The 18015-nt window shown below is 71.0% G+C and carries 16 protein-coding genes; 10 read left to right on the top strand and 6 right to left on the bottom strand.

What is annotated here, in order from left to right; translation table 11 throughout:
- The first annotated feature begins 6 nt into the window (after positions 1–6).
- Entirely contained in the window at positions 7–1443 is a 1437-nt protein-coding gene (locus tag ACIBUY_RS08170; protein WP_365575994.1) for a HAMP domain-containing sensor histidine kinase, read from the top strand.
- Here the strand turns inward: ACIBUY_RS08170 and ACIBUY_RS08165 are convergent.
- Both ACIBUY_RS08165 and ACIBUY_RS08160 read right to left on the bottom strand, forming a co-directional pair.
- A complete protein-coding gene (locus ACIBUY_RS08165; RefSeq protein ID WP_365575996.1) occupies positions 1422–2417 on the bottom strand; it encodes a TAXI family TRAP transporter solute-binding subunit in 996 nt (331 codons plus the stop codon). The two genes, ACIBUY_RS08170 and ACIBUY_RS08165, sit on opposite strands and share 22 nt — an antisense overlap.
- Positions 2418–2495: 78 nt before the next feature.
- Positions 2496–3440: a TIGR01777 family oxidoreductase gene (locus tag ACIBUY_RS08160; protein WP_365575998.1), complete on the bottom strand. Its 945-nt coding sequence runs from the start codon at positions 3438–3440 to the stop codon at positions 2496–2498.
- A gap of 147 nt (positions 3441–3587) precedes the next feature.
- On the opposite strand from ACIBUY_RS08160, the gene miaB reads away from it, so the two are divergent.
- The 3 genes from miaB to ACIBUY_RS08145 are packed head-to-tail and all read left to right on the top strand — an operon-like array spanning position 3588 to position 6235.
- Entirely contained in the window at positions 3588–5111 is a 1524-nt protein-coding gene (miaB, locus tag ACIBUY_RS08155) for a tRNA (N6-isopentenyl adenosine(37)-C2)-methylthiotransferase MiaB (protein ID WP_365576000.1), read from the top strand.
- Between the two features lie 19 nt (positions 5112–5130).
- The gene (locus tag ACIBUY_RS08150) at positions 5131–5505 is read left to right on the top strand and encodes a hypothetical protein (RefSeq protein ID WP_365576002.1); all 375 of its coding nucleotides are present in this window, start codon (positions 5131–5133) and stop codon (positions 5503–5505) included.
- A 10-nt stretch (positions 5506–5515) separates the two neighbouring features.
- Positions 5516–6235 carry a class III extradiol dioxygenase subunit B-like domain-containing protein gene (locus tag ACIBUY_RS08145; protein WP_365576004.1) on the top strand — a complete coding sequence of 240 codons (720 nt, stop codon included), beginning with the start codon at positions 5516–5518 and terminating at the stop codon, positions 6233–6235.
- An 82-nt stretch (positions 6236–6317) separates the two neighbouring features.
- Here ACIBUY_RS08145 and ACIBUY_RS08140 read toward each other — a convergent pair whose 3' ends face one another.
- Positions 6318–6569, bottom strand: a complete 252-nt coding sequence (locus ACIBUY_RS08140) for an antitoxin (RefSeq protein ID WP_365576006.1) — start codon at positions 6567–6569, stop codon at positions 6318–6320.
- A 23-nt stretch (positions 6570–6592) separates the two neighbouring features.
- Positions 6593–6853 carry a hypothetical protein gene (locus tag ACIBUY_RS08135; protein ID WP_399152119.1) on the bottom strand — a complete coding sequence of 87 codons (261 nt, stop codon included), beginning with the start codon at positions 6851–6853 and terminating at the stop codon, positions 6593–6595.
- Positions 6854–7050: 197 nt separating this feature from the next.
- On the opposite strand from ACIBUY_RS08135, the gene miaA reads away from it, so the two are divergent.
- From miaA to hflX, 6 genes are all read left to right on the top strand, one after another.
- Positions 7051–7989, top strand: coding sequence for a tRNA (adenosine(37)-N6)-dimethylallyltransferase MiaA (gene miaA / locus ACIBUY_RS08130; RefSeq protein WP_399152118.1), 939 nt, complete (start codon positions 7051–7053; stop codon positions 7987–7989).
- 107 nt (positions 7990–8096) lie between these two features.
- Entirely contained in the window at positions 8097–8582 is a 486-nt protein-coding gene (locus tag ACIBUY_RS08125) for a hypothetical protein (RefSeq protein WP_365576047.1), read from the top strand.
- Positions 8583–8616: 34 nt separating this feature from the next.
- Complete coding sequence (gene dapF, locus ACIBUY_RS08120; RefSeq protein ID WP_399152117.1) at positions 8617–9495, top strand: diaminopimelate epimerase; 879 nt, start codon at positions 8617–8619, stop codon at positions 9493–9495.
- A gap of 139 nt (positions 9496–9634) precedes the next feature.
- On the top strand, positions 9635–11758 hold the full coding sequence (locus ACIBUY_RS08115; protein WP_365576013.1) for an HD domain-containing protein: 2124 nt from the start codon (positions 9635–9637) through the stop codon (positions 11756–11758).
- 101 nt (positions 11759–11859) lie between these two features.
- Positions 11860–13332 carry a M1 family metallopeptidase gene (locus tag ACIBUY_RS08110; protein WP_365576015.1) on the top strand — a complete coding sequence of 491 codons (1473 nt, stop codon included), beginning with the start codon at positions 11860–11862 and terminating at the stop codon, positions 13330–13332.
- 224 nt (positions 13333–13556) lie between these two features.
- Positions 13557–15065 (top strand): GTPase HflX, encoded by a 1509-nt coding sequence (hflX, locus tag ACIBUY_RS08105; RefSeq protein WP_365576017.1) that lies wholly within the window; start codon positions 13557–13559, stop codon positions 15063–15065.
- Between the two features lie 96 nt (positions 15066–15161).
- On the opposite strand, the gene ACIBUY_RS08100 is transcribed toward hflX, so the two are convergent.
- Positions 15162–16361, bottom strand: coding sequence for a hypothetical protein (locus tag ACIBUY_RS08100; RefSeq protein WP_365576019.1), 1200 nt, complete (start codon positions 16359–16361; stop codon positions 15162–15164).
- A 326-nt stretch (positions 16362–16687) separates the two neighbouring features.
- Positions 16688–17911 (bottom strand): hypothetical protein, encoded by a 1224-nt coding sequence (locus ACIBUY_RS08095; protein ID WP_365576021.1) that lies wholly within the window; start codon positions 17909–17911, stop codon positions 16688–16690.
- Between the last annotated feature and the right edge of the window lie 104 nt (positions 17912–18015).

Below are 18015 nucleotides of genomic sequence, written 5' to 3'. Positions count from 1 at the left end.
CCCCGGGTGCGCGCCCGTCTGCTTCCGCTGCTCATCGTCCTCATGGCGGGCGTGCTGCTCGCGCTCGGCTTCCCGCTCGCGGTCAGCGTGGCCTCCGCGCAGCAGCAGAAGGTCGTCGTCGACCGGATCGACGACACCGCCCGGTTCGCCTCGCTCGCGCAGTTCGTCACGACACGTCCGGACGACGATGTGCCGCAGACGCCGGACGAACGGCAGCAGACGCTGCAGACCGAACTCGCCCGCTACCACGACGTGTACGGCATAAGGGCCGGCGTCTTCTACCGCAACGACGTGCCCATGGGGCAGGCGCCGGACGACTTCGCGGTGCCCGAGCGGGGCCAGGTGCGCGAGGCGTTCGACGAGGCGCTGTACTCGCGCGGCAGCCATGATCCGCCGCAGGTGTGGCCCTGGCAGCGGGGCGGCCGGATCGTGGTCGCCTCACCGGTGATCCGGGACGGCGACGTCGTCGCGGTCGTCGTCACCGACTCGCCCACCGGTGCGATGCGGGCCGCGACGGTGCGCGGCTGGGCCGTGATCGCCGCGGGCGAGGTGGCCGCGATGCTGCTCGCCGTGGGTGCGGCGCTGCGCCTGACCGGCTGGGTCCTGCGGCCCGTACGCGTGCTGGACGCCACCACTCACGACATCGCCACCGGGCGCCTCAAGTCACGCGTCGCGGCTGCTGGTGGTCCGCCGGAACTTCGGCGCCTGGCCCGGTCGTTCAACGAGATGGCGGACAACGTCGAGGACGTGCTGGAACAGCAGCGCGCCTTCGTCGCCGACGCCTCGCACCAACTGCGCAATCCGCTCGCCGCCCTGATGTTGCGCATCGAGGTCCTGTCGTACGAGCTACCGGAGGGCAATGAGGAGATCGCGTCCGTGCAGGCCGAGGGCAAGCGCCTGGCCCGGGTCCTGGACGACCTGCTCGATCTGGCGCTGGCCGAGCACGCGCCCGCGGACCTGCAGCTGACGGACATCGGCGCGCTGGCCGCCGAGCGGGTCGAGGCATGGCGCCTGACGGCCGACGAGAAGGGTGTGCGCCTGGTCGCCGACTGCCCGGCGGTGACCGGCTGGGCCGACCCGGTGGCGCTGTCCAGCGCCCTGGACGCGGTCGTGGACAACGCGCTGAAGTTCACGCCGCGCGGCGAGACGGTCCGCATCACGGTCACGGCGGGCGGCGGGACGACCGCCGTCGAGGTCGCCGACGGCGGACCGGGTCTGCGCGAGGAGGAGCTGGCGAGGATCGGCGACCGGTTCTGGCGCAGCGGGCAGCACCAGAACATCAAGGGGTCCGGCCTCGGCCTGTCCATCTCGCGCGCGCTGCTGACCGCGGGCGGCGGCTCCATCGCGTACGCGCAGGCCGAGCCGCACGGACTCAAGGTGACGGTGCGGGTGCCGCGCACCGAGCCGGCGGCGACCGCTCCTCAGGGCTTGACGGAGCGGTAGTAGCGGCGCGCTCCCTCGTGCAGCGCGAGCGGGTCCGTGTACACGGCCGTTCTGAGATCGACGAGTTGGGCCGCGTGCACCTGGGCGCCGATGTGGTCGCGGCTGTCGATGACGGTGCGGGTCATCGCCTCGGTGAGGCCCGGGTCGGTGCGGTCGGTGGTCACCAGGAGGTTCGCGACGGCCAGCGTGCTGACGGGCTCGCCCTGCTGGGCTTCCGGATAGGCGTCGGCGGGCATGACCGCGGCCCGGTAGTAGCGGGAGGACTTGTCCTGCTTGTGGATCTTGTCGACCAGGCTCCCGAGTTCGACCAGGCGGATCGGGAACTCCTTCGACAACTCGCGGACATTGGTCGTGGTCAGACCGCCCGACCAGAAGAACGCGTCGATCTTGTGGGACGTGAGGGCCTTGGGCATGGTGTCTATGCCGATCCCCACGGGGGTGATGTCCGCGTCGATGTCCAGGCCCGCCGCGCGGAGCAGTTTGTCGGCGATGAGCCGCACGCCCGAACGCGCCCCGCCCACGGCGACCTTCTTGCCCTTCAGGTCCGCGACCGACTTCACGGTCGAGGACCGGGGTACGACGAGGTGCATGTAGTCGTCGTAGAGCCGTGCGCAGCCGCGCAGCCGGTCCGCGCCCGGCAGCTTCTCGGCCTGGTACTTGGCGACCGCGTCCGCCGCGGCGATGGTGAAGTCGGCCTTGCCGGTGGCGACCCGCTCCACGTTGTCCCACGAGCCTTCGCTGCTGGTGAGGGTCACGTCGAGGGTGGGGACGTCGCGGGCGAGGGCCTTCTTGAGCAGGGTCCCGTAGGTCGCGTAGACGCCGCGGTGGGCGCCGGTGCTGATGGTGACCCGGCCCTTCGGCGCGGGTTCACCGAACGGGAACAGCCACCACAGCAGCAGCCCGAACGCCACGAGCCCGGCCGCGGCGCCGGTGAGGGCGCGGCGGCGGGTGACGCGGGCGAACGGCTGGGGCATGGGCGCGATCCTGCCAGCTCGGGCCGGGCGCTGACCAGGCCCGCAGACGGCTGCGGGCGTCACACCTCGGCGACGATTTCAGCGGCGCCGGCGCGAGCGGCGTACGAGATCACGCGCCGCGCTCTCCCAGTCCTCGTAACGGAAGGCGAACCCCGCGTCCAGGAGTCGGCCGGGCACCACGCGGCGGCTCTTGAACAGCAGCTCCGTGTCCGAGCGCAGGGCGAACGCGCCGAGCTCGGCCATCGCGCGGGTGGCGGGCAGGCCGACCGGGATCCGGTGGGCGCGGCGCAGGATGCGCTGGAAGTCCCGCTGGGGGAGCGGGCCGGGCGCCGCGAGGTTCACCGGACCCGCGAGGTCGTCCCGCTCGATCAGGAACTCGACCGCCCGCACGAAGTCCTGGTCGTGGATCCACGACAGGTACTGCCTGCCGCCCGCGACCGGACCGCCGAGGCCGAGCCGCGTCAGCCACGACAGCACGTCGAAGACGCCCCCGCGGTCCGGGCTCATCACCATCGCCGCGCGCAGGGCCACCTTGCGCGTGTGCGGGGTGTCCGCGTCCTCCTGCGCGCGCTCCCACTGCCGCGCGATGCGCACGCTGTACTCCCAGTAGCGCGGGACACCCGGTTCCGTGCCGCCGAGGACGCCGCTCGCCTCGTCGTGCGCGGCGTCGAAGGTGTGCGCGTAGATCGTGGCCGTGCTCATCTGCAGCCACAGCCCGGGCGGCTGGTCCGCGGCGGCGACGGCCTCGCCCACGGCACGGGCCGACTCGACGCGCGAGTCCATCATCGCCTGCAGGTTCGCGGGGGTGTAGCGGCAGCTGACGCTGCGCCCGGCCAGGTTGACGACGACGTCGCTGCCGTCGATCTCCTTGATCCACGCCCCCGGAGTGCGGCCGTCCCAGAACACCTCGCCCGCGCGCGTGGGTCGCCTGCTGAGCACGACGACCTCGTGTCCCGCCGTGCTCAGTGCGCGACGAAGGACGCCGCCGACCTGCCCCGTTCCGCCCGCCAGTACGACCTTCATGACGCCCCCTTCGTTTCCCAACGCGTTCCCCTACGATGAGTTGAACGCGTTCAAAATACCGCAGGGCGTCGGAAGAGTGGACTGCAGGGGGCTCCGGGGGGCCTCCGCCGCACCGGGGTACTCCGCGCACCCCATACCCTTGTTGTTATGAGCAGCAGCCACCCGCGTCCGTCCGTGGACGATCGTTCACCCAAGACCTATGAAGTGCGCACCTACGGGTGCCAGATGAACGTCCACGACTCCGAGCGCTTGTCCGGCCTCCTGGAGGACGCGGGTTACGTCCGTGCCCCCGAGGGCTCCGACGGCGACGCCGACGTCGTGGTCTTCAACACGTGCGCGGTGCGGGAGAACGCGGACAACAAGCTCTACGGGAACCTCGGCCGACTCGCTCCCCGCAAGACCTCGCGTCCCGGGATGCAGATCGCCGTCGGTGGCTGCCTCGCCCAGAAGGACCGCGACACCATCGTGAAGAAGGCGCCCTGGGTGGACGTCGTCTTCGGCACGCACAACATCGGCAAGCTGCCCGTCCTGCTGGAGCGCGCCCGCATCCAGGAAGAGGCGCAGGTCGAGATCGCCGAGTCGCTGGAGGCCTTCCCCTCCACGCTGCCGACCCGTCGCGAGAGCGCGTACGCGGCCTGGGTGTCGATCTCCGTGGGCTGCAACAACACGTGCACCTTCTGCATCGTCCCCGCGCTGCGCGGCAAGGAGAAGGACCGCAGGACCGGCGACATCCTCGCCGAGATCGAGGCCCTGGTCGCCGAGGGCGTCTCCGAGATCACGCTGCTCGGGCAGAACGTGAACGCGTACGGGAGCGACATCGGCGACCGCGAGGCCTTCAGCAAGCTGCTGCGCGCCTGCGGGCAGATCGAGGGCCTGGAGCGCGTGCGCTTCACCTCGCCGCACCCGCGCGACTTCACCGACGACGTGATCGCCGCCATGGCCGAGACGCCGAACGTGATGCCGCAGCTCCACATGCCGATGCAGTCCGGCTCGGACACGGTCCTCAAGGCGATGCGCCGTTCGTACCGCCAGGAGCGCTTCCTCGGCATCATCGACAAGGTCCGCGCAGCCATCCCGCACGCGGCCATCACGACCGACATCATCGTGGGCTTCCCCGGCGAGACCGAGGAGGACTTCGAGCAGACGATGCACGCCGTGCGCGAGGCCCGCTTCTCCGCGGCCTTCACCTTCCAGTACTCCAAGCGCCCCGGGACCCCGGCCGCGACCATGGAGAACCAGGTCCCCAAGGAGGTCGTGCAGGCGCGCTACGAGCGTCTCGTGGCCCTCCAGGAGGAGATCTCCTGGGAGGAGAACAAGAAGCAGGTCGGCCGCACCCTGGACCTCATGGTCGCCGAGGGCGAGGGCCGCAAGGACGGCTCCACGCACCGCCTGTCCGGCCGCGCCCCCGACAACCGCCTGGTCCACTTCACCAAGCCGGACACCGAGGTGCGCCCCGGCGACGTCGTGACCGTCGAGATCACGTACGCCGCCCCGCACCACCTCCTCGCGGAAGGCCCCGTGCTGAACGTGCGCCCCACGCGCGCGGGCGACGCCTGGGAAAAGCGCAACAAGGAAGCAGCGGACAAGAAGCAGGGCGTGCTGCTCGGCCTCCCCAAGGTGGGCGTGCCCGAGCCGCTTCCGGCCGTGACCGGGGGCTGCGCCGTCGACTGACCGACACCACGGGGGACGCATGCCAGGCACGGCCTACTGGGCGATCACGGTGGCGTACGACTCGGGGGAGTACCACTTCTTCGAGGTGCTCCAGCGCTTCAGGGCGCCGGGCGAGACGGCCCGGCAGCGGCTCTACGAGGTGGCGTGCGCCCACCGGCACAAGGCGGGCCTGCGCGAGCGCAGCCGCCGGGTGTACCGGCAGGGCGCCGACGCGTACTACGTCCGGATCGAGGGGCGCATGTCCGCGCACGACCTGCGCTTCCACCTGGCCGAGCTGGTGTGGGACTCGGAGAAGTCGCCCCACCCGCCCGCGTACTCGGCCCTCCCGTCGCCGACGGGCAGCGAGCCGCGGGACGCGGGGCCGGACGGCCCCGGGGCGCCACCCCCGCAGTAGGCTGACGATCATGCTTGTCGCCGCCGCCGTCTGCCCCTGCCCGCCGCTGCTCGTGCCCGAGGTCGCTGCGGGCGCGGCTCCCGAGCTGGACGCCGCCCGCGCGGCCTGCGGCGAGGCCATCGGCGCGGTGCTCGCCGCCGCACCCGACCTGGTCGTGGTGGTCGGCACGGGCCCGCGCACCGCTCGCCACGAGCAGGGCGCCCGCGGCTCGTTCCGGCCCTTCGGCGTGGACGTCGACGTCCACCTCGGGGCCCCGTCCGGCGCTGCCGAGGCCACGCTCCCGCCGTCCCTGTCCGTAGGCGCCTGGCTGCTCGCGCGCGCGGGCTGGGAGGGACCCGTGCGCGGCTACGAGGTGCGGGACGACCGTTCGTGGCCCGCCAACGGCGAGGACGGCGTGCACATCGCGTCCTGGGCGGACCGGGTCGGCCTGCTGGTGATGGGCGACGGCACGGCCTGTCGCACCCTGAAGGCCCCCGGCTACCTGGACGAGCGCGCCGAGGGCGTCGACGCGGAGATCGCCGCCGCCCTTCGCAGCCTCGACAGCGAGGGCTGCTTCCCGAACCTGGACGTGGACCTGGCCCGCGAACTCAAGATCTCCGGCCGCTCCCCGTGGCAGGTCCTGCTCGGAGCCTGCGACGGCGACCAGTGGGACGACGGCAGCGCCACCGCCCGCCTCCTGTACGAGGACGCCCCCTACGGAGTGGGCTACTTCGTGGCCTCCTGGACGTAGGCCCGAGGCCCCTCCAGGTACGGCGACGGCCGCGAAGCCCGGGAGCTTCGCGGCCGTCCGCCGTGTGTCTGTCGCTGCGGCGTCAGGACGCCGCGGGAGGAGGCGGAGTGCCGCCGTCCTTGCTGTCCGGTCCGGAGAGCTTGTCCACGGCGTCCTTCGCCTTGTCCGTGCCCTGCTGGATCTTGTCGCTGTACTTGCCCTTGGTCTTGTCGTCGACCATCTTGGCGGCCTTGTCCAGGCCCTGGTCGATCTTGTCCCCGTGCTGCTGCGCGAGGTCGTTGACCTTGTCCTTGGCGGGGCTGAGCTTGGCCTTCAAGTTGTCCAGGAAGCCCATGGATTCACCTTCCCTCGCGGAAGCTACTTGCGGGCGCCCTCGCCGGCCTCGTTGTCGGCGGCCTGCTCCGCGGACTGCTGCTTCGGAATCTCCACGCTCTCCGGTGCGGCGGCCTCGGCGCTCTCGCCGGCCTGTGCCTCCTCGGCCTTCTCGTCGGCCGTGGCGGCTTCGGCGGCCTCGGGCATGGCCTCGGGGCCCTCCGTCTCCGGCTCGGCCGTCAGAGTGCCGGCCTGCTCCTCGACGGTTGACACCTCGACGCTGTCCTTGGCCTTCCGGCGAAACATGGCAAAAACGCCCATTTCAACTCCATACGTTACTCGTGTGGGCGAAATCCCGCCCTTCCCGGTGCGTCCCATTGCGCCGCCCGGGTCACCGGTCCTCAAAACCGGCGGCTGGAACCTCGCAACAGGCAACGACCCCGAATCTGTGGCGTCACGTAGCTCGTTCGAGAAGAGGTGCCGGGGTTTGCGAGACTGGGGCGGTGAGTAGCGCAGCTCCCGCCCCGCGGGTCATCGCCGTCGTCGGTCCCACCGCGGCGGGAAAGTCAGATCTCGGTGTCTTCCTCGCCAAGGAGCTCGGCGGCGAGGTCGTCAACGCCGACTCCATGCAGCTGTACCGAGGGATGGACATCGGTACCGCCAAGCTGACGCCCGAGGAGCGCGCCGGGGTTCCGCACCACCTCCTGGACGTCTGGGACGTCACGGTCACGGCGAGCGTCGCCGAGTACCAAAGGCTCGCCCGCGCCGAGATCGACCGCCTCCTTAAGGAGGGGCGCTGGCCCATCCTTGTGGGCGGATCAGGCCTCTACGTAAGGGGCGCCGTCGACAAGATGGAGTTCCCCGGCACCGACCCCGGGGTCCGGGCCCGCCTGGAGGACGAACTCGCGCTGCGCGGTTCCGGCGCCCTGCACGCCCGCCTCGCCGCGGCCGACCCGGAGGCCGCCGCCGCGATCCTGCCGAGCAACGGCCGGCGCATCGTGCGTGCCCTGGAGGTCATCGAGATCACCGGCAAGCCGTTCACGGCGAACCTGCCGGGACACGACTCCGTCTACGACACCGTCCAGATCGGCGTCGACGTCGAGCGTCCGGAACTCGACGAACGCATCACCACGCGCGTGGACCGCATGTGGGAGGCGGGCCTCGTCGACGAGGTGCGCGCGTTGGAGGCCCAGGGCCTGCGTGAAGGACGTACGGCGGCCCGCGCCCTCGGCTACCAGCAGGTCCTCGCCGCACTCGCCGGCGAGTGCACCGAGGACGAGGCGCGCGCGGAGACGGTCCGCGCCACCAAGCGCTTCGCGCGCCGCCAGGACTCGTGGTTCCGGCGCGACCCGCGCGTGCACTGGCTCAGTGGGGCACTCTCCGAGCGCGGGGAACTCCCGGCCCGGGCAATGGCGTTGGTCGAACGACCGGTTACAGCCTGATCACGTGATGGCATCGGGACGCCCGGGCGGTCATCCCGGCCTCGCCGGGCGTGCCATCATCGACCATCGATCGACCAGTGGAGTCCGAAGTGGGAGGGCGCGTGGCGATGGAGGCCGGCCCTCGTGACACCGCACCAGGCGGCGAGCAGCTGAGCTCGGACGGACCTGTGGGACCTGTCGGGCCCGACGGGCTCCCGGACGGCGTGATCGCCGACGGACCGACCACCGACGAGATCACCGCGCAGGACGCGGCGGCCGAGGTCCAGGTCGAGCTGCGCCCGCAGCGCAGGCTGCGCATCTGGCAGCTCGCCCCCATCGTGATGCTGGCCACCATCGGCTCGCTGATGTTCGCGTTCCCGCTGTTCTTCGAGTTCGGCGACGGCGGCGCGGTCGTCGCCATGCTCGGCCTGCTGATCAGCTCGTGCGCGGCCGGCTGGGGCATGATGGCCGCCCGCCGGGTGGGCTACACGCTGCCCGGCCTGCCGCCCCGCGGCTCGGGCAGATGGCCGGACTGGCGGGTCGTCGGCGCATACGTCGTGGTCGTCGCCGCGGTGGCGGTGCTCGCCGTCTGGCGCGTGGCCCGCCTCCGCTGACCGCGCTGTCCGACCCATCTCGTACGATCGAGAAATGACGACCTTCCTCAAGGGTCACGGGACCGAGAACGACTTCGTGATCATCCCGGACCCGGAGAACGCGATCGCGTTGTCCCCGGCCACTGTGGCGGTCCTGTGCGACCGCCGCGCGGGCATCGGCGCCGACGGCGTCCTCCATGTCGTGCGCACCGCCGCCCACCCCGAGGTGCGGCACCTCGCCGCCGAGGCGGAGTGGTTCATGGACTACCGCAACGGGGACGGCTCGATCGCCGAGATGTGCGGCAACGGGGTGCGGGTCTTCGCCCGCTACCTCCAGCACGCGGGACACGTCACCGAGGGAGACCTCGCCGTGGCCACGCGCGGCGGCGTCAAGACGGTCCACATCGACAAGGAGGGCCTGATCACGGTCGGCATGGGCAAGGCCGTGCTCCCCGCGGGCCCCGAGGCCGACGTCACGGTCACCGTCGACGACCGCACCTGGCCCGCGACGAACGTGAACATGGGCAACCCGCACGCGGTCGCCTTCGTCGACGACCTCGCGCACGCGGGCCGGCTGCTCGACCCGCCGCCCTTCGCCCCGGCCAACGCCTACCCGCAGGGTGTGAACGTGGAATTCGTCGTCGACCGCGGCCCCCAGCACGTCGCCATGCGCGTGCACGAGCGCGGCTCGGGCGAGACCCGCTCGTGCGGCACCGGTGCCTGCGCGGTGGCCGTCGCCACGGCCCGCCGGGACGGCCTCGACCCGGCCGCGACGGGAGTGCCGGCGACGTACGAGATCGACCTGCCCGGAGGCCGGCTCACCATCACCGAGCGGCCCGACGGCGAGATCGAAATGACAGGACCGGCCGTGATCGTGGCCGAGGGCGAGCTCGACGCGGACTGGTTCGCGGCCCTCGAAACCGTAAACCCGTGAACCTTCGCTCGAATGGGTGATCCGTTTCACGCTGGGCGAGAGCGGGACTGCGCCACGTGATGGGCTCGGTAGCATCAAGCACCGGTCCGGACGGGTGCCCCCGCCAGCCCGCCGCCGGTAGAGAAAGCCGGAGGTGCTCATGAGTGCGGAGGCGACCAACCCCGCCACCCCGGGGCCGATCACGCCCGGAGCACCGCGCAGGCGTGCCCGCCCCCGGATCGACCTGCGGCGCCTGGGCCGTGCCGCGCTCCTGGGCCCTGCCGCCCGGGGCCGGCTGCCCGACGCCATCGGCCACGTGGCCGAGGCGCACCGCGCGCACCATCCGGACGCCGACCTGGACCCGCTGCGCCGCGCCTATGTGCTCGCCGAGTCCTCGCACCGCGGCCAGATGCGCAAGAGCGGCGAGCCGTACATCACGCACCCGCTCGCGGTCACGCTGATCCTGGCCGAACTGGGCGCGGAGACCACGACGTTGACCGCCTCCCTGCTCCACGACACCGTCGAGGACACGGACGTGACGCTCGATCAGGTCCGTACGGAGTTCGGCGAAGAGGTCGCCTATCTCGTCGACGGCGTCACCAAACTCGAGAAGGTCGACTACGGAGCGGCTGCCGAGCCCGAGACCTTCCGCAAGATGCTGGTCGCCACCGGCAACGACGTCCGCGTGATGTCGATCAAACTCGCCGACCGCCTGCACAACATGCGCACCCTCGGCGTCATGCGCCAGGAGAAGCAGGAGCGGATCGCCAAGGTCACCCGCGACGTCCTCATCCCGCTCGCCGAACGCCTCGGCGTACAGGCGCTGAAGACCGAACTGGAAGACCTCGTCTTCGCGATCCTGCACCCCGAGGAGTACGCGCAGACACGCGCCCTGATGGTGACCAACGCGGCACGCGAGGACGAGCCGCTCGCCGCGATCGCCGAAGAGGTGCGTGGCGTCCTGCGGGAGGCGGGCCTGAGCGCCGAAGTCCTCATCCGGCCACGGCACTTCGTGTCGGTGCACCGGGTGTGGCGCAAGCGCGGCGAATTGCGCGGCGCCGACTTCGGCCGCCTGCTGGTCCTCGTCTCCGAAGACGCCGACTGTTACGGCGTCCTCGGTGAGCTGCACACCTGTTTCACCCCGGTGGTGTCCGAGTTCAAGGACTTCATCGCCGTACCGAAGTTCAACCTGTACCAGTCACTGCACACCGCCGTCGCCCGCGGTGACGGCGAGGTCGCCGAAGTCCTCATCCGTACGCACCAGATGCACAAGGTGGCCGAGGCGGGCGTCGTCGCCCTCGGCAACCCGTACACGCCGTCCGGCGAGGAGCACCTCGACACCGTCGGCGAGCGCTCCGACCCCACGCGCCCCGGCTGGCTCTCCCGCCTCCTCGACTGGCAGCAGTCCGCGCCCGACGCCGACATGTTCTGGTCCACGCTGCGCGAGGACCTCGCCCAGGACCGCGAGATCACCGTCTTCCGGCCCGACGGCGGCACCATCGGGCTGCCCGCGGGCGCCAGTTGCGTGGACGCCGCGTACGCGCAGTACGGCGAGGACGCCCACGCCTGCATCGGCGCTCGGGTCAACGGCCGCTTGGCGACGCTCGGTACCGTCCTGCGCGACGGCGACACCGTGCAGCTGCTGATGGACCGCATGGAGGGCGCCGCCGCCTCCGAGCCGTCCAGAGACTGGCTCGACCACGCCCGTACGCCCGCCGCACGCATCGCCATCCGCCGCTGGATCGCAGCTCACCCGGAGGGCCCGAGCGCCACCGAGGCGGCCCCTCGCGCGCCCTACAGCGGGCCCTCGGCGCGCCCCGCGGCGGCGAACGCGGTGGTGGACCAGCCGGGCGCCACCGTCCGCCTCGCCGGCTGCTGTACGCCCGTACCGCCCGACTCGGTCACCGGCTTCGCCGTACGCGGCGGGGTCGTCACCGTGCACCGCGTCGAGTGCTCCGGGGCGGCCCGGATGAAGAGCGCCGGGCGCGCAGAGGTCGGCGTGCGCTGGGCCGACGCGGAGACCGCCGAGTACCGGGTGACGCTCGTCGCCGAGTCGTTCAGCCGCCCGCACCTGCTGGCCGACCTCACCGAAGCCATAGCGCTGGAGGGCGTCGCCATCATCTCGGCGACCGTCGAGCCGCCCGCACAGGGCCGCGTCCGGCACACGTACACGCTCCAACTCCCGGACGCCGCCCACCTCCAGGGACTGATGCGGGCGATGCGGAACGTGCCGGGGGTGTACGACGTCGGGCGCGCCCAGCACGCGGCGGCAGGAGCGCTCTGAGGGCACCTGGCGGATGTTTGGCGGGCCCGAGCAGGTCTCGTTCGGGTGGGTGCGGGGTGTGCCGCCCCAGTCGTGGGGCGGCGCGCTGATAGCCGTAGGTCATGCTGCTCACCCCCCGTCTTCGGGCCCGAACGCCCCGCACCGCCGCGCTGCTCGCCGTCGGTGCCTCTGTCGCCCTCCTAGCCGCGGCCGCGCCCCGGCCGGTGACACCCCTCGGCATCGGTGACCGTCTCTTCCCGCATCTGGGCAACCCCGGTTACGACGTCCAGTCGTACGACATCGCCTTCACCTATCAGGGCGACAACAGCAAGCCGCTCGACACCGTCACCAAGATCGACGCCCGTGCGACCTCCCGGCTCGAGCAGGTCAACCTGGACTTCTCGCACGGCACCGTGCGCTCCGTGGAGGTCAACGGGGCCCGCGCCGGATTCGCGACCAGTGACGAGGACCTGATCGTCACGCCCTCCCGGCCCGTCGCGGCCGGACAGCCGCTGCACATCACGGTGCGCCACACCAGCAACCCCGTTCCTGGCAAGGAGGAGATCGGCTGGGTCCGCACCAAGGACGGCCTCGCCATGGCGAACCAGGCGGACGCCGCCCACCGGGTGTTCCCGTGCAACGACCACCCCGCCGACAAGGCCTACTTCACCTTCCGCGTCACCGCCCCCAAGGGGTACACGGTCGTCGCCAACGGCCTCCCTGTGGCGCAGACGCGACAAGGAGGTGCCACGAACTGGGCCTACCGCACCGCCCACCCCATGGCCACCGAACTCGCCCAGGTCTCCATCGGGCACTCCTCCGTCATCCGGCAGGAAGGCCCGCACGGCCTGCCCGTGCGCGACGTCGTACCGGCCAAGGACGCCAAGGCACTGGCGCCGTGGGTGAAGAAGACGCCGGCGCAGCTCGCCTGGATGGAAGGGAAGGTCGGGCGCTACCCCTTCGAGAACTACGGGGTGCTCGTCGCCGAGGCGACCACCGGCTTCGAACTCGAGACGCAGACGCTCTCTCTCTTCGAGAGAGAGCTGTTCCTGCGCCCCGAGTACCCCGAGTGGTACGTCGACTCGATCATGGTCCACGAACTGGCCCACCAGTGGTTCGGCGACAGCGTCAGCCCCCGCACCTGGTCCGACCTGTGGCTCAACGAGGGACACGCCACCTGGTACGAGGCCCTGTACGCGCAGGAGAAGGCGCACCAGCCCATGGAGGCGCGGATGCGCGACGCCTACCGCGACTCCGACGCCTGGCGGGCCTCCGGCGGCGCGCCCGCCGCACCCAAGGGGCCCGAGGGCGGCGAGAAGATCAGCATCTTCCGGCCGGTCGTCTACGACGGCAGCGCCCTTGTCCTGTACGCGCTGCGCCAGGAGATCGGCCCGAAGGCCTTCGACCGCCTCGAGCGGCAGTGGGTGCGTACGTACCGCGACTCCACCGCCACCACCGCGGACTTCACCCGCCTCGCCTCGCGGATCGCGGGGCGTGACCTGGACGGCTTCTTCACGGCGTGGCTGTACGGCACGAAGACGCCGCCGATGCCGGGGCACCCGGACTGGAAGAGCGAGCCGGCCTCCGGGGAGTAGGGCTGCCAGGAGCGTGGAATTCGGAGCGGAGAACCGGGCTTCGGCCCGGTGACCGCGGGAAATAACTCGGGTGACGAGACGTCCCGTACCGTGCGACCATCTTCAGGTCGACGGCGCGGGCCATCGGCCCACTCGGGAATCTCGGGGCGCGGCCGTGCGTTGTCAGTGATGACGGACGAGGCGTCCGTCACATTTCCCCGAATCCCAGCGACGTAAAGGATCCAATGACCTCCTCTTCTTCCCCTTCCCAGGACGCGCAGCGCTTCGCGCAGAACCACACCGAAGGTCTTCGGGCCGATGCCCTGATGGAAGAGGACGTCGCCTGGAGCCACGAGATCGACACAGAGCGGGACGGCGACCAGTTCGACCGCTCCGAGCGCGCGGCTCTTCGCCGTGTGGTGGGCCTGTCCACCGAGCTCGAGGACGTCACCGAGGTCGAGTACCGGCAGCTCCGCCTGGAGCGCGTCGTCCTCGTCGGTGTCTGGACGTCGGGCACGGTGCACGACGCGGAGAACTCCCTCGCGGAGCTGGCCGCCCTCGCCGAGACCGCGGGCGCGCTCGTGCTCGACGGCGTCATCCAGCGCCGGGACAAGCCCGACGCGGCGACGTACATCGGCTCGGGCAAGGCCCAGGAGCTGCGGGACATCGTCCTCGAGACCGGAGCGGACACCGTCGTGTGCGACGGTGAGCTCAGCCCCGGCCAGCTCATCCACCTCGAAGACGTCGTCAAGGTCAAGGTGGTCGACCGGACCGCCCTGATCCTCGACATCTTCGCCCAGCACGCCAAGTCCCGAGAGGGCAAGGCACAGGTCGCGCTCGCGCAGATGCAGTACATGCTGCCGCGCCTGCGTGGTTGGGGTCAGTCGCTGTCCCGGCAGATGGGTGGCGGTGGCTCCTCCGGCTCCGGCGGTGGCATGGCCACCCGCGGTCCCGGTGAGACCAAGATCGAGACGGACCGGCGACGGATCCGCGAGAAGATGGCGAAGATGCGCCGTGAGATCGCGGAGATGAAGACGGGCCGCGAGATCAAGCGCCAGGAGCGCAAGCGCAACAAGGTGCCGTCGGTCGCCATCGCCGGCTACACGAACGCGGGCAAGTCGTCCCTGCTCAACCGTCTGACGGGCGCGGGCGTCCTGGTGGAGAACGCGCTGTTCGCCACCCTCGACCCCACCGTGCGCCGGGCCGAGACGCCGAGCGGTCGCCTGTACACGCTGGCGGACACGGTCGGCTTCGTACGGCACCTGCCGCACCACCTCGTCGAGGCGTTCCGCTCCACGATGGAGGAGGTCGGCGACTCCGACCTGATCCTGCACGTGGTCGACGGTTCGCACCCGGCGCCGGAGGAGCAGCTCGCCGCCGTGCGCGAGGTCATCCGCGACGTCGGCGCCACCCAGGTGCCCGAGATCGTGGTGGTCAACAAGGCGGACGCGGCGGACCCGTTGGTCCTCCAGCGGCTGCTGCGCAACGAGAAGCACGCGATCGCCGTCTCGGCCCGCACCGGCGCCGGCATCGACGAGCTCCTCGCGCTCATCGACGCCGAACTGCCGCGGCCCTCGGTCGAGATCGAGGCCCTCGTGCCGTACACGCAGGGCAAGCTGGTCGCGCGGGCGCACACCGAAGGCGAGGTGATCTCCGAGGAGCACACCGCGGAGGGCACCCTGCTGAAGGCCCGTGTCCACGAGGAGCTCGCGGCGGAATTCGCGCCGTACGTTCCGACAGTGGCCACGAGCTGAGCTGACGGCCCAGCTGCTTCCGCTCCGTCCGTACGCGGATGAGCCCCGCCGGTTCGAACCGGCGGGGCTCATCGCTGTGCTGGGCGTACAACTGCCTTACTGGCTGCCGTACTTCTCGCTCATCGAGTCGAAGACCTGCTGGGCCTCCTGGCCCAACTGCGGTCCGGCGAGCCAGGTGTTGGAGGCCGGGCCGATCGACGTGTTCGACGCCAGGACGGTCTTGCCGTCCTTGACGCGGAACCAGCCGCCGCCGGACGAACCACCGGTCATCGTGCAGCCGATCCGGTACATCGTCGGCTGCTCAGGGGCGATCGAGAGCCGGCCGGGCCGGTCGAGGCACTTGTTCATCAGCAGACCGTCGAACGGCGGCGCGGCCGGGTAGCCCCAGGCGCCCATCGTGCCGATGGACTGGACGGAGGGGGCGGAGAAGTCCACCTCCAGCGCGTTCCCCACCGTCTCCTCGAGGGACTTGGTGCCCTGCTCCGGCTTGACGTGCAGCACCGAGAAGTCGTACGGCGCGCCCGCACCGCCCGACTCGGCGCCCTGGCTGATCCACTCGTTGGAGGTCGACGCCCAGTCCGCCCAGAACGTCCCGTACGGAGCGATCTGCTGCTGCGTCGCATTGCGCAGCGCGTCGGCCGACAGGCCCTGGTCGTTGTACGACGGCACGAACGCGATGTTGCGGTACCAGCCGCCGGCCGCGCCCGCGTGCACACAGTGCCCCGCGGTCCACACCAGGTTGGACTTGCCGGGGTTGCGCGGGTCCTTCACGACGGTGCCCGAGCAGACCATCGAGCCCTCGGGGGAGTCGAAGAAGACCTTGCCGACCGGTGCCGCGTTCTCGTGGTACGGCAGCTTCTCCCGCTGCGCCCGTACGGGAGCGGGCTCCGGGTCGGTCACCCCCTGGTCGTTGGAGAAGTCCTTCGCCGCGATCGTCTTGTTCGGATCCTTGGCCGACTTCATCCGCTCGGGCTTCCACAGGCCCTCGATGACCGGGTTGACGAAGTCCTTGGCTTCGCGCAGCCAGTCGTCCTTGTTCCAGTTCTTCCAGGCCCCGTTCTTCCACTTGTCGGGGTCGATGCCGTGCTTCTTCAACTGGTCGGCGAGGTCGCTGGGCAGCTTCGCGTCACTGCCGGAGCCCTGCGACGCGGTGGCCGACGGCTTGTCACCGGCGGCGTCCTTGCTGTCGTCGTTGCACGCGGTGGCGGTGAGTGCCAGGACCGCGACGAGTCCGGTCGTGGCGAGGACGGAGCGCCGCCCTCGGCCGCGCACGACGGACGGACGTATGGAACGCATGGTGCGAGTACCCCCGAAGAAATGCGGTGCGCGGTTCACGGACGGCCGGTGCCGTCGCTCGACGCGCGCTATCTGTCATGAGCGTGTCATCCGCGGATCGGGCGTCCGCCCGGACCGGCTTCGACACAGCACCCCACTATGCCTGTGGGGTTGGGGACGAACAGCGGCGGGGTGGTGAAGGTTCGACACGCGGGTTCCTCGCGGATTCCCACCGGGCCCCTGAGGAGGACCCCTGCCGGTTCCGGCACCTCACCGCCGCCGTCCTGGTGCAACTCGGTCTCCGGACAGGAGCGTTGCCGCTCCCGTCCGGCGAACCGCTCGCGCCGCTACTGTCCGGCGAACTTCTTGCTCACGGCGTCATAGATCCCCTTGGCCTCCTTGCCCAGCCGGGGGCCGGCGAGCCAACCCGCCGTCACCGGGCCGATCGAGGTGTTGGACACCAGCGCCGGCTTGCCGTCGGAGCCCTGCCCGACCCAGCCGCCGCCGGACGAACCGCCCGTCATCGTGCAGCCGACCCGATACATCGTCGGGTCCGTCTTGTTCAGCGACAGACGCCCCGGCTTGTCCGCGCACTGGAACAGCTTCTGCCCGTCGAACGGCGGCGCCGCCGGGTACCCCTTCGCCGTCAGCTGGGAGATCTTCGGCACCGCAGGCGCATTGAAGTTCACCGGGAGCGCCGAACCCACCGTCTCCTCAAGGGACTTGCCGGTGCTGCCCTTCTCCGGCGTCACGTGAATCACGGCGAAGTCGTACGGCGCACCCTGACCGCCGGTCGGGCCGCCCTGCTCGATCCACTGATCGGACGTCTGCGCCCAGTCGCCCCACCACACGCCGTACGGAGCGACTTCCTCCTTGGGCGCACCCTGCAACTCGGCGGCCGACTTACCGCTGTTGTTGTACGAGGGCACGAACGCGATGTTGCGGTACCAACCGCCGCTCTTGCCCGCGTGCACGCAGTGACCGGCCGTCCAGATCATGTCGGACTTACCGGGGTGCGCGGGATCGGTGACCACGGTGGCGGAGCACACCATCGACCCCTCGGGCCCGTCGAAGAACAGCTTCCCCGCGTACGGCGCGCTGTCGTGGTACGGGCTCTCGACGGCCGCGGCCTTCACCGGCTGCGGGGTCGGGTCCGTCACGCCCTGGTCACCGGAGAGGTCGTTGTCGTCGACCTCGTTGTCCGGGTTCTTGTCGGCGTCGCGCATCCGGTCCGAGTCCCACAGACCGTCGATGATCGGGTTGACGAAGTCCTGCGCCTCACGCAGCCACTTGTCCTTGTCCCAGTTCTTCCACTCGCCGTTCTTCCACTTGTCCAGATCGATCCCGTGGTCCTTGAGCCGGTCCTTGATGTCGTCCGGGATCTTGAGCTCGTCGTCGCCCGCGGTCGCGGAGGACGACGGCTTGTCGTTGGCGTTGTCGTCGCTCGGACCGCACGCCGTGGCGGTCAGGGCGAGCGCCGCGCCGAGCGCAACTGCCGCCGCCACGGGGGACGTTCTGCCGCGCACGCTCCGGGCGCGGCGAGCGGCGAACAGTGGGCGTATGGGTCGCATGTCGTGAATCCCCCTGGGCTTCGAATCGTTGCACTACCGAACGGGTGCGGTGGAGGAGCGGCGTGGCCCTTCCCCCGAACGGCACCCCACACTATGCCGGTGCC

The organism is Streptomyces sp. NPDC050085 (assembly GCF_044460595.1).
Classification (GTDB): Bacteria; Actinomycetota; Actinomycetes; order Streptomycetales; family Streptomycetaceae; genus Streptomyces.
Note: the sequence above shows the minus strand (reverse complement) of the source record. Positions and strands in the feature narration are given on the sequence as shown.

Coding starts and splice junctions, on each gene's coding strand:
- ACIBUY_RS08160 (WP_365575998.1), bottom strand. CDS start 3,440: ATGAAGGTCGTACTGGCGGGCGGAACGGGGCAGGTCGGCGGCGTCCTT.
- ACIBUY_RS08125 (WP_365576047.1), top strand. CDS start 8,097: ATGGAGGCCGGCCCTCGTGACACCGCACCAGGCGGCGAGCAGCTGAGC.
- dapF (WP_399152117.1), top strand. CDS start 8,617: ATGACGACCTTCCTCAAGGGTCACGGGACCGAGAACGACTTCGTGATC.
- ACIBUY_RS08115 (WP_365576013.1), top strand. CDS start 9,635: ATGAGTGCGGAGGCGACCAACCCCGCCACCCCGGGGCCGATCACGCCC.
- ACIBUY_RS08150 (WP_365576002.1), top strand. CDS start 5,131: ATGCCAGGCACGGCCTACTGGGCGATCACGGTGGCGTACGACTCGGGG.
- ACIBUY_RS08135 (WP_399152119.1), bottom strand. CDS start 6,853: ATGTTTCGCCGGAAGGCCAAGGACAGCGTCGAGGTGTCAACCGTCGAG.
- ACIBUY_RS08095 (WP_365576021.1), bottom strand. CDS start 17,911: ATGCGACCCATACGCCCACTGTTCGCCGCTCGCCGCGCCCGGAGCGTG.
- ACIBUY_RS08145 (WP_365576004.1), top strand. CDS start 5,516: ATGCTTGTCGCCGCCGCCGTCTGCCCCTGCCCGCCGCTGCTCGTGCCC.
- hflX (WP_365576017.1), top strand. CDS start 13,557: ATGACCTCCTCTTCTTCCCCTTCCCAGGACGCGCAGCGCTTCGCGCAG.
- ACIBUY_RS08165 (WP_365575996.1), bottom strand. CDS start 2,417: ATGCCCCAGCCGTTCGCCCGCGTCACCCGCCGCCGCGCCCTCACCGGC.
- ACIBUY_RS08100 (WP_365576019.1), bottom strand. CDS start 16,361: ATGCGTTCCATACGTCCGTCCGTCGTGCGCGGCCGAGGGCGGCGCTCC.
- miaB (WP_365576000.1), top strand. CDS start 3,588: ATGAGCAGCAGCCACCCGCGTCCGTCCGTGGACGATCGTTCACCCAAG.
- ACIBUY_RS08140 (WP_365576006.1), bottom strand. CDS start 6,569: ATGGGCTTCCTGGACAACTTGAAGGCCAAGCTCAGCCCCGCCAAGGAC.
- ACIBUY_RS08110 (WP_365576015.1), top strand. CDS start 11,860: ATGCTGCTCACCCCCCGTCTTCGGGCCCGAACGCCCCGCACCGCCGCG.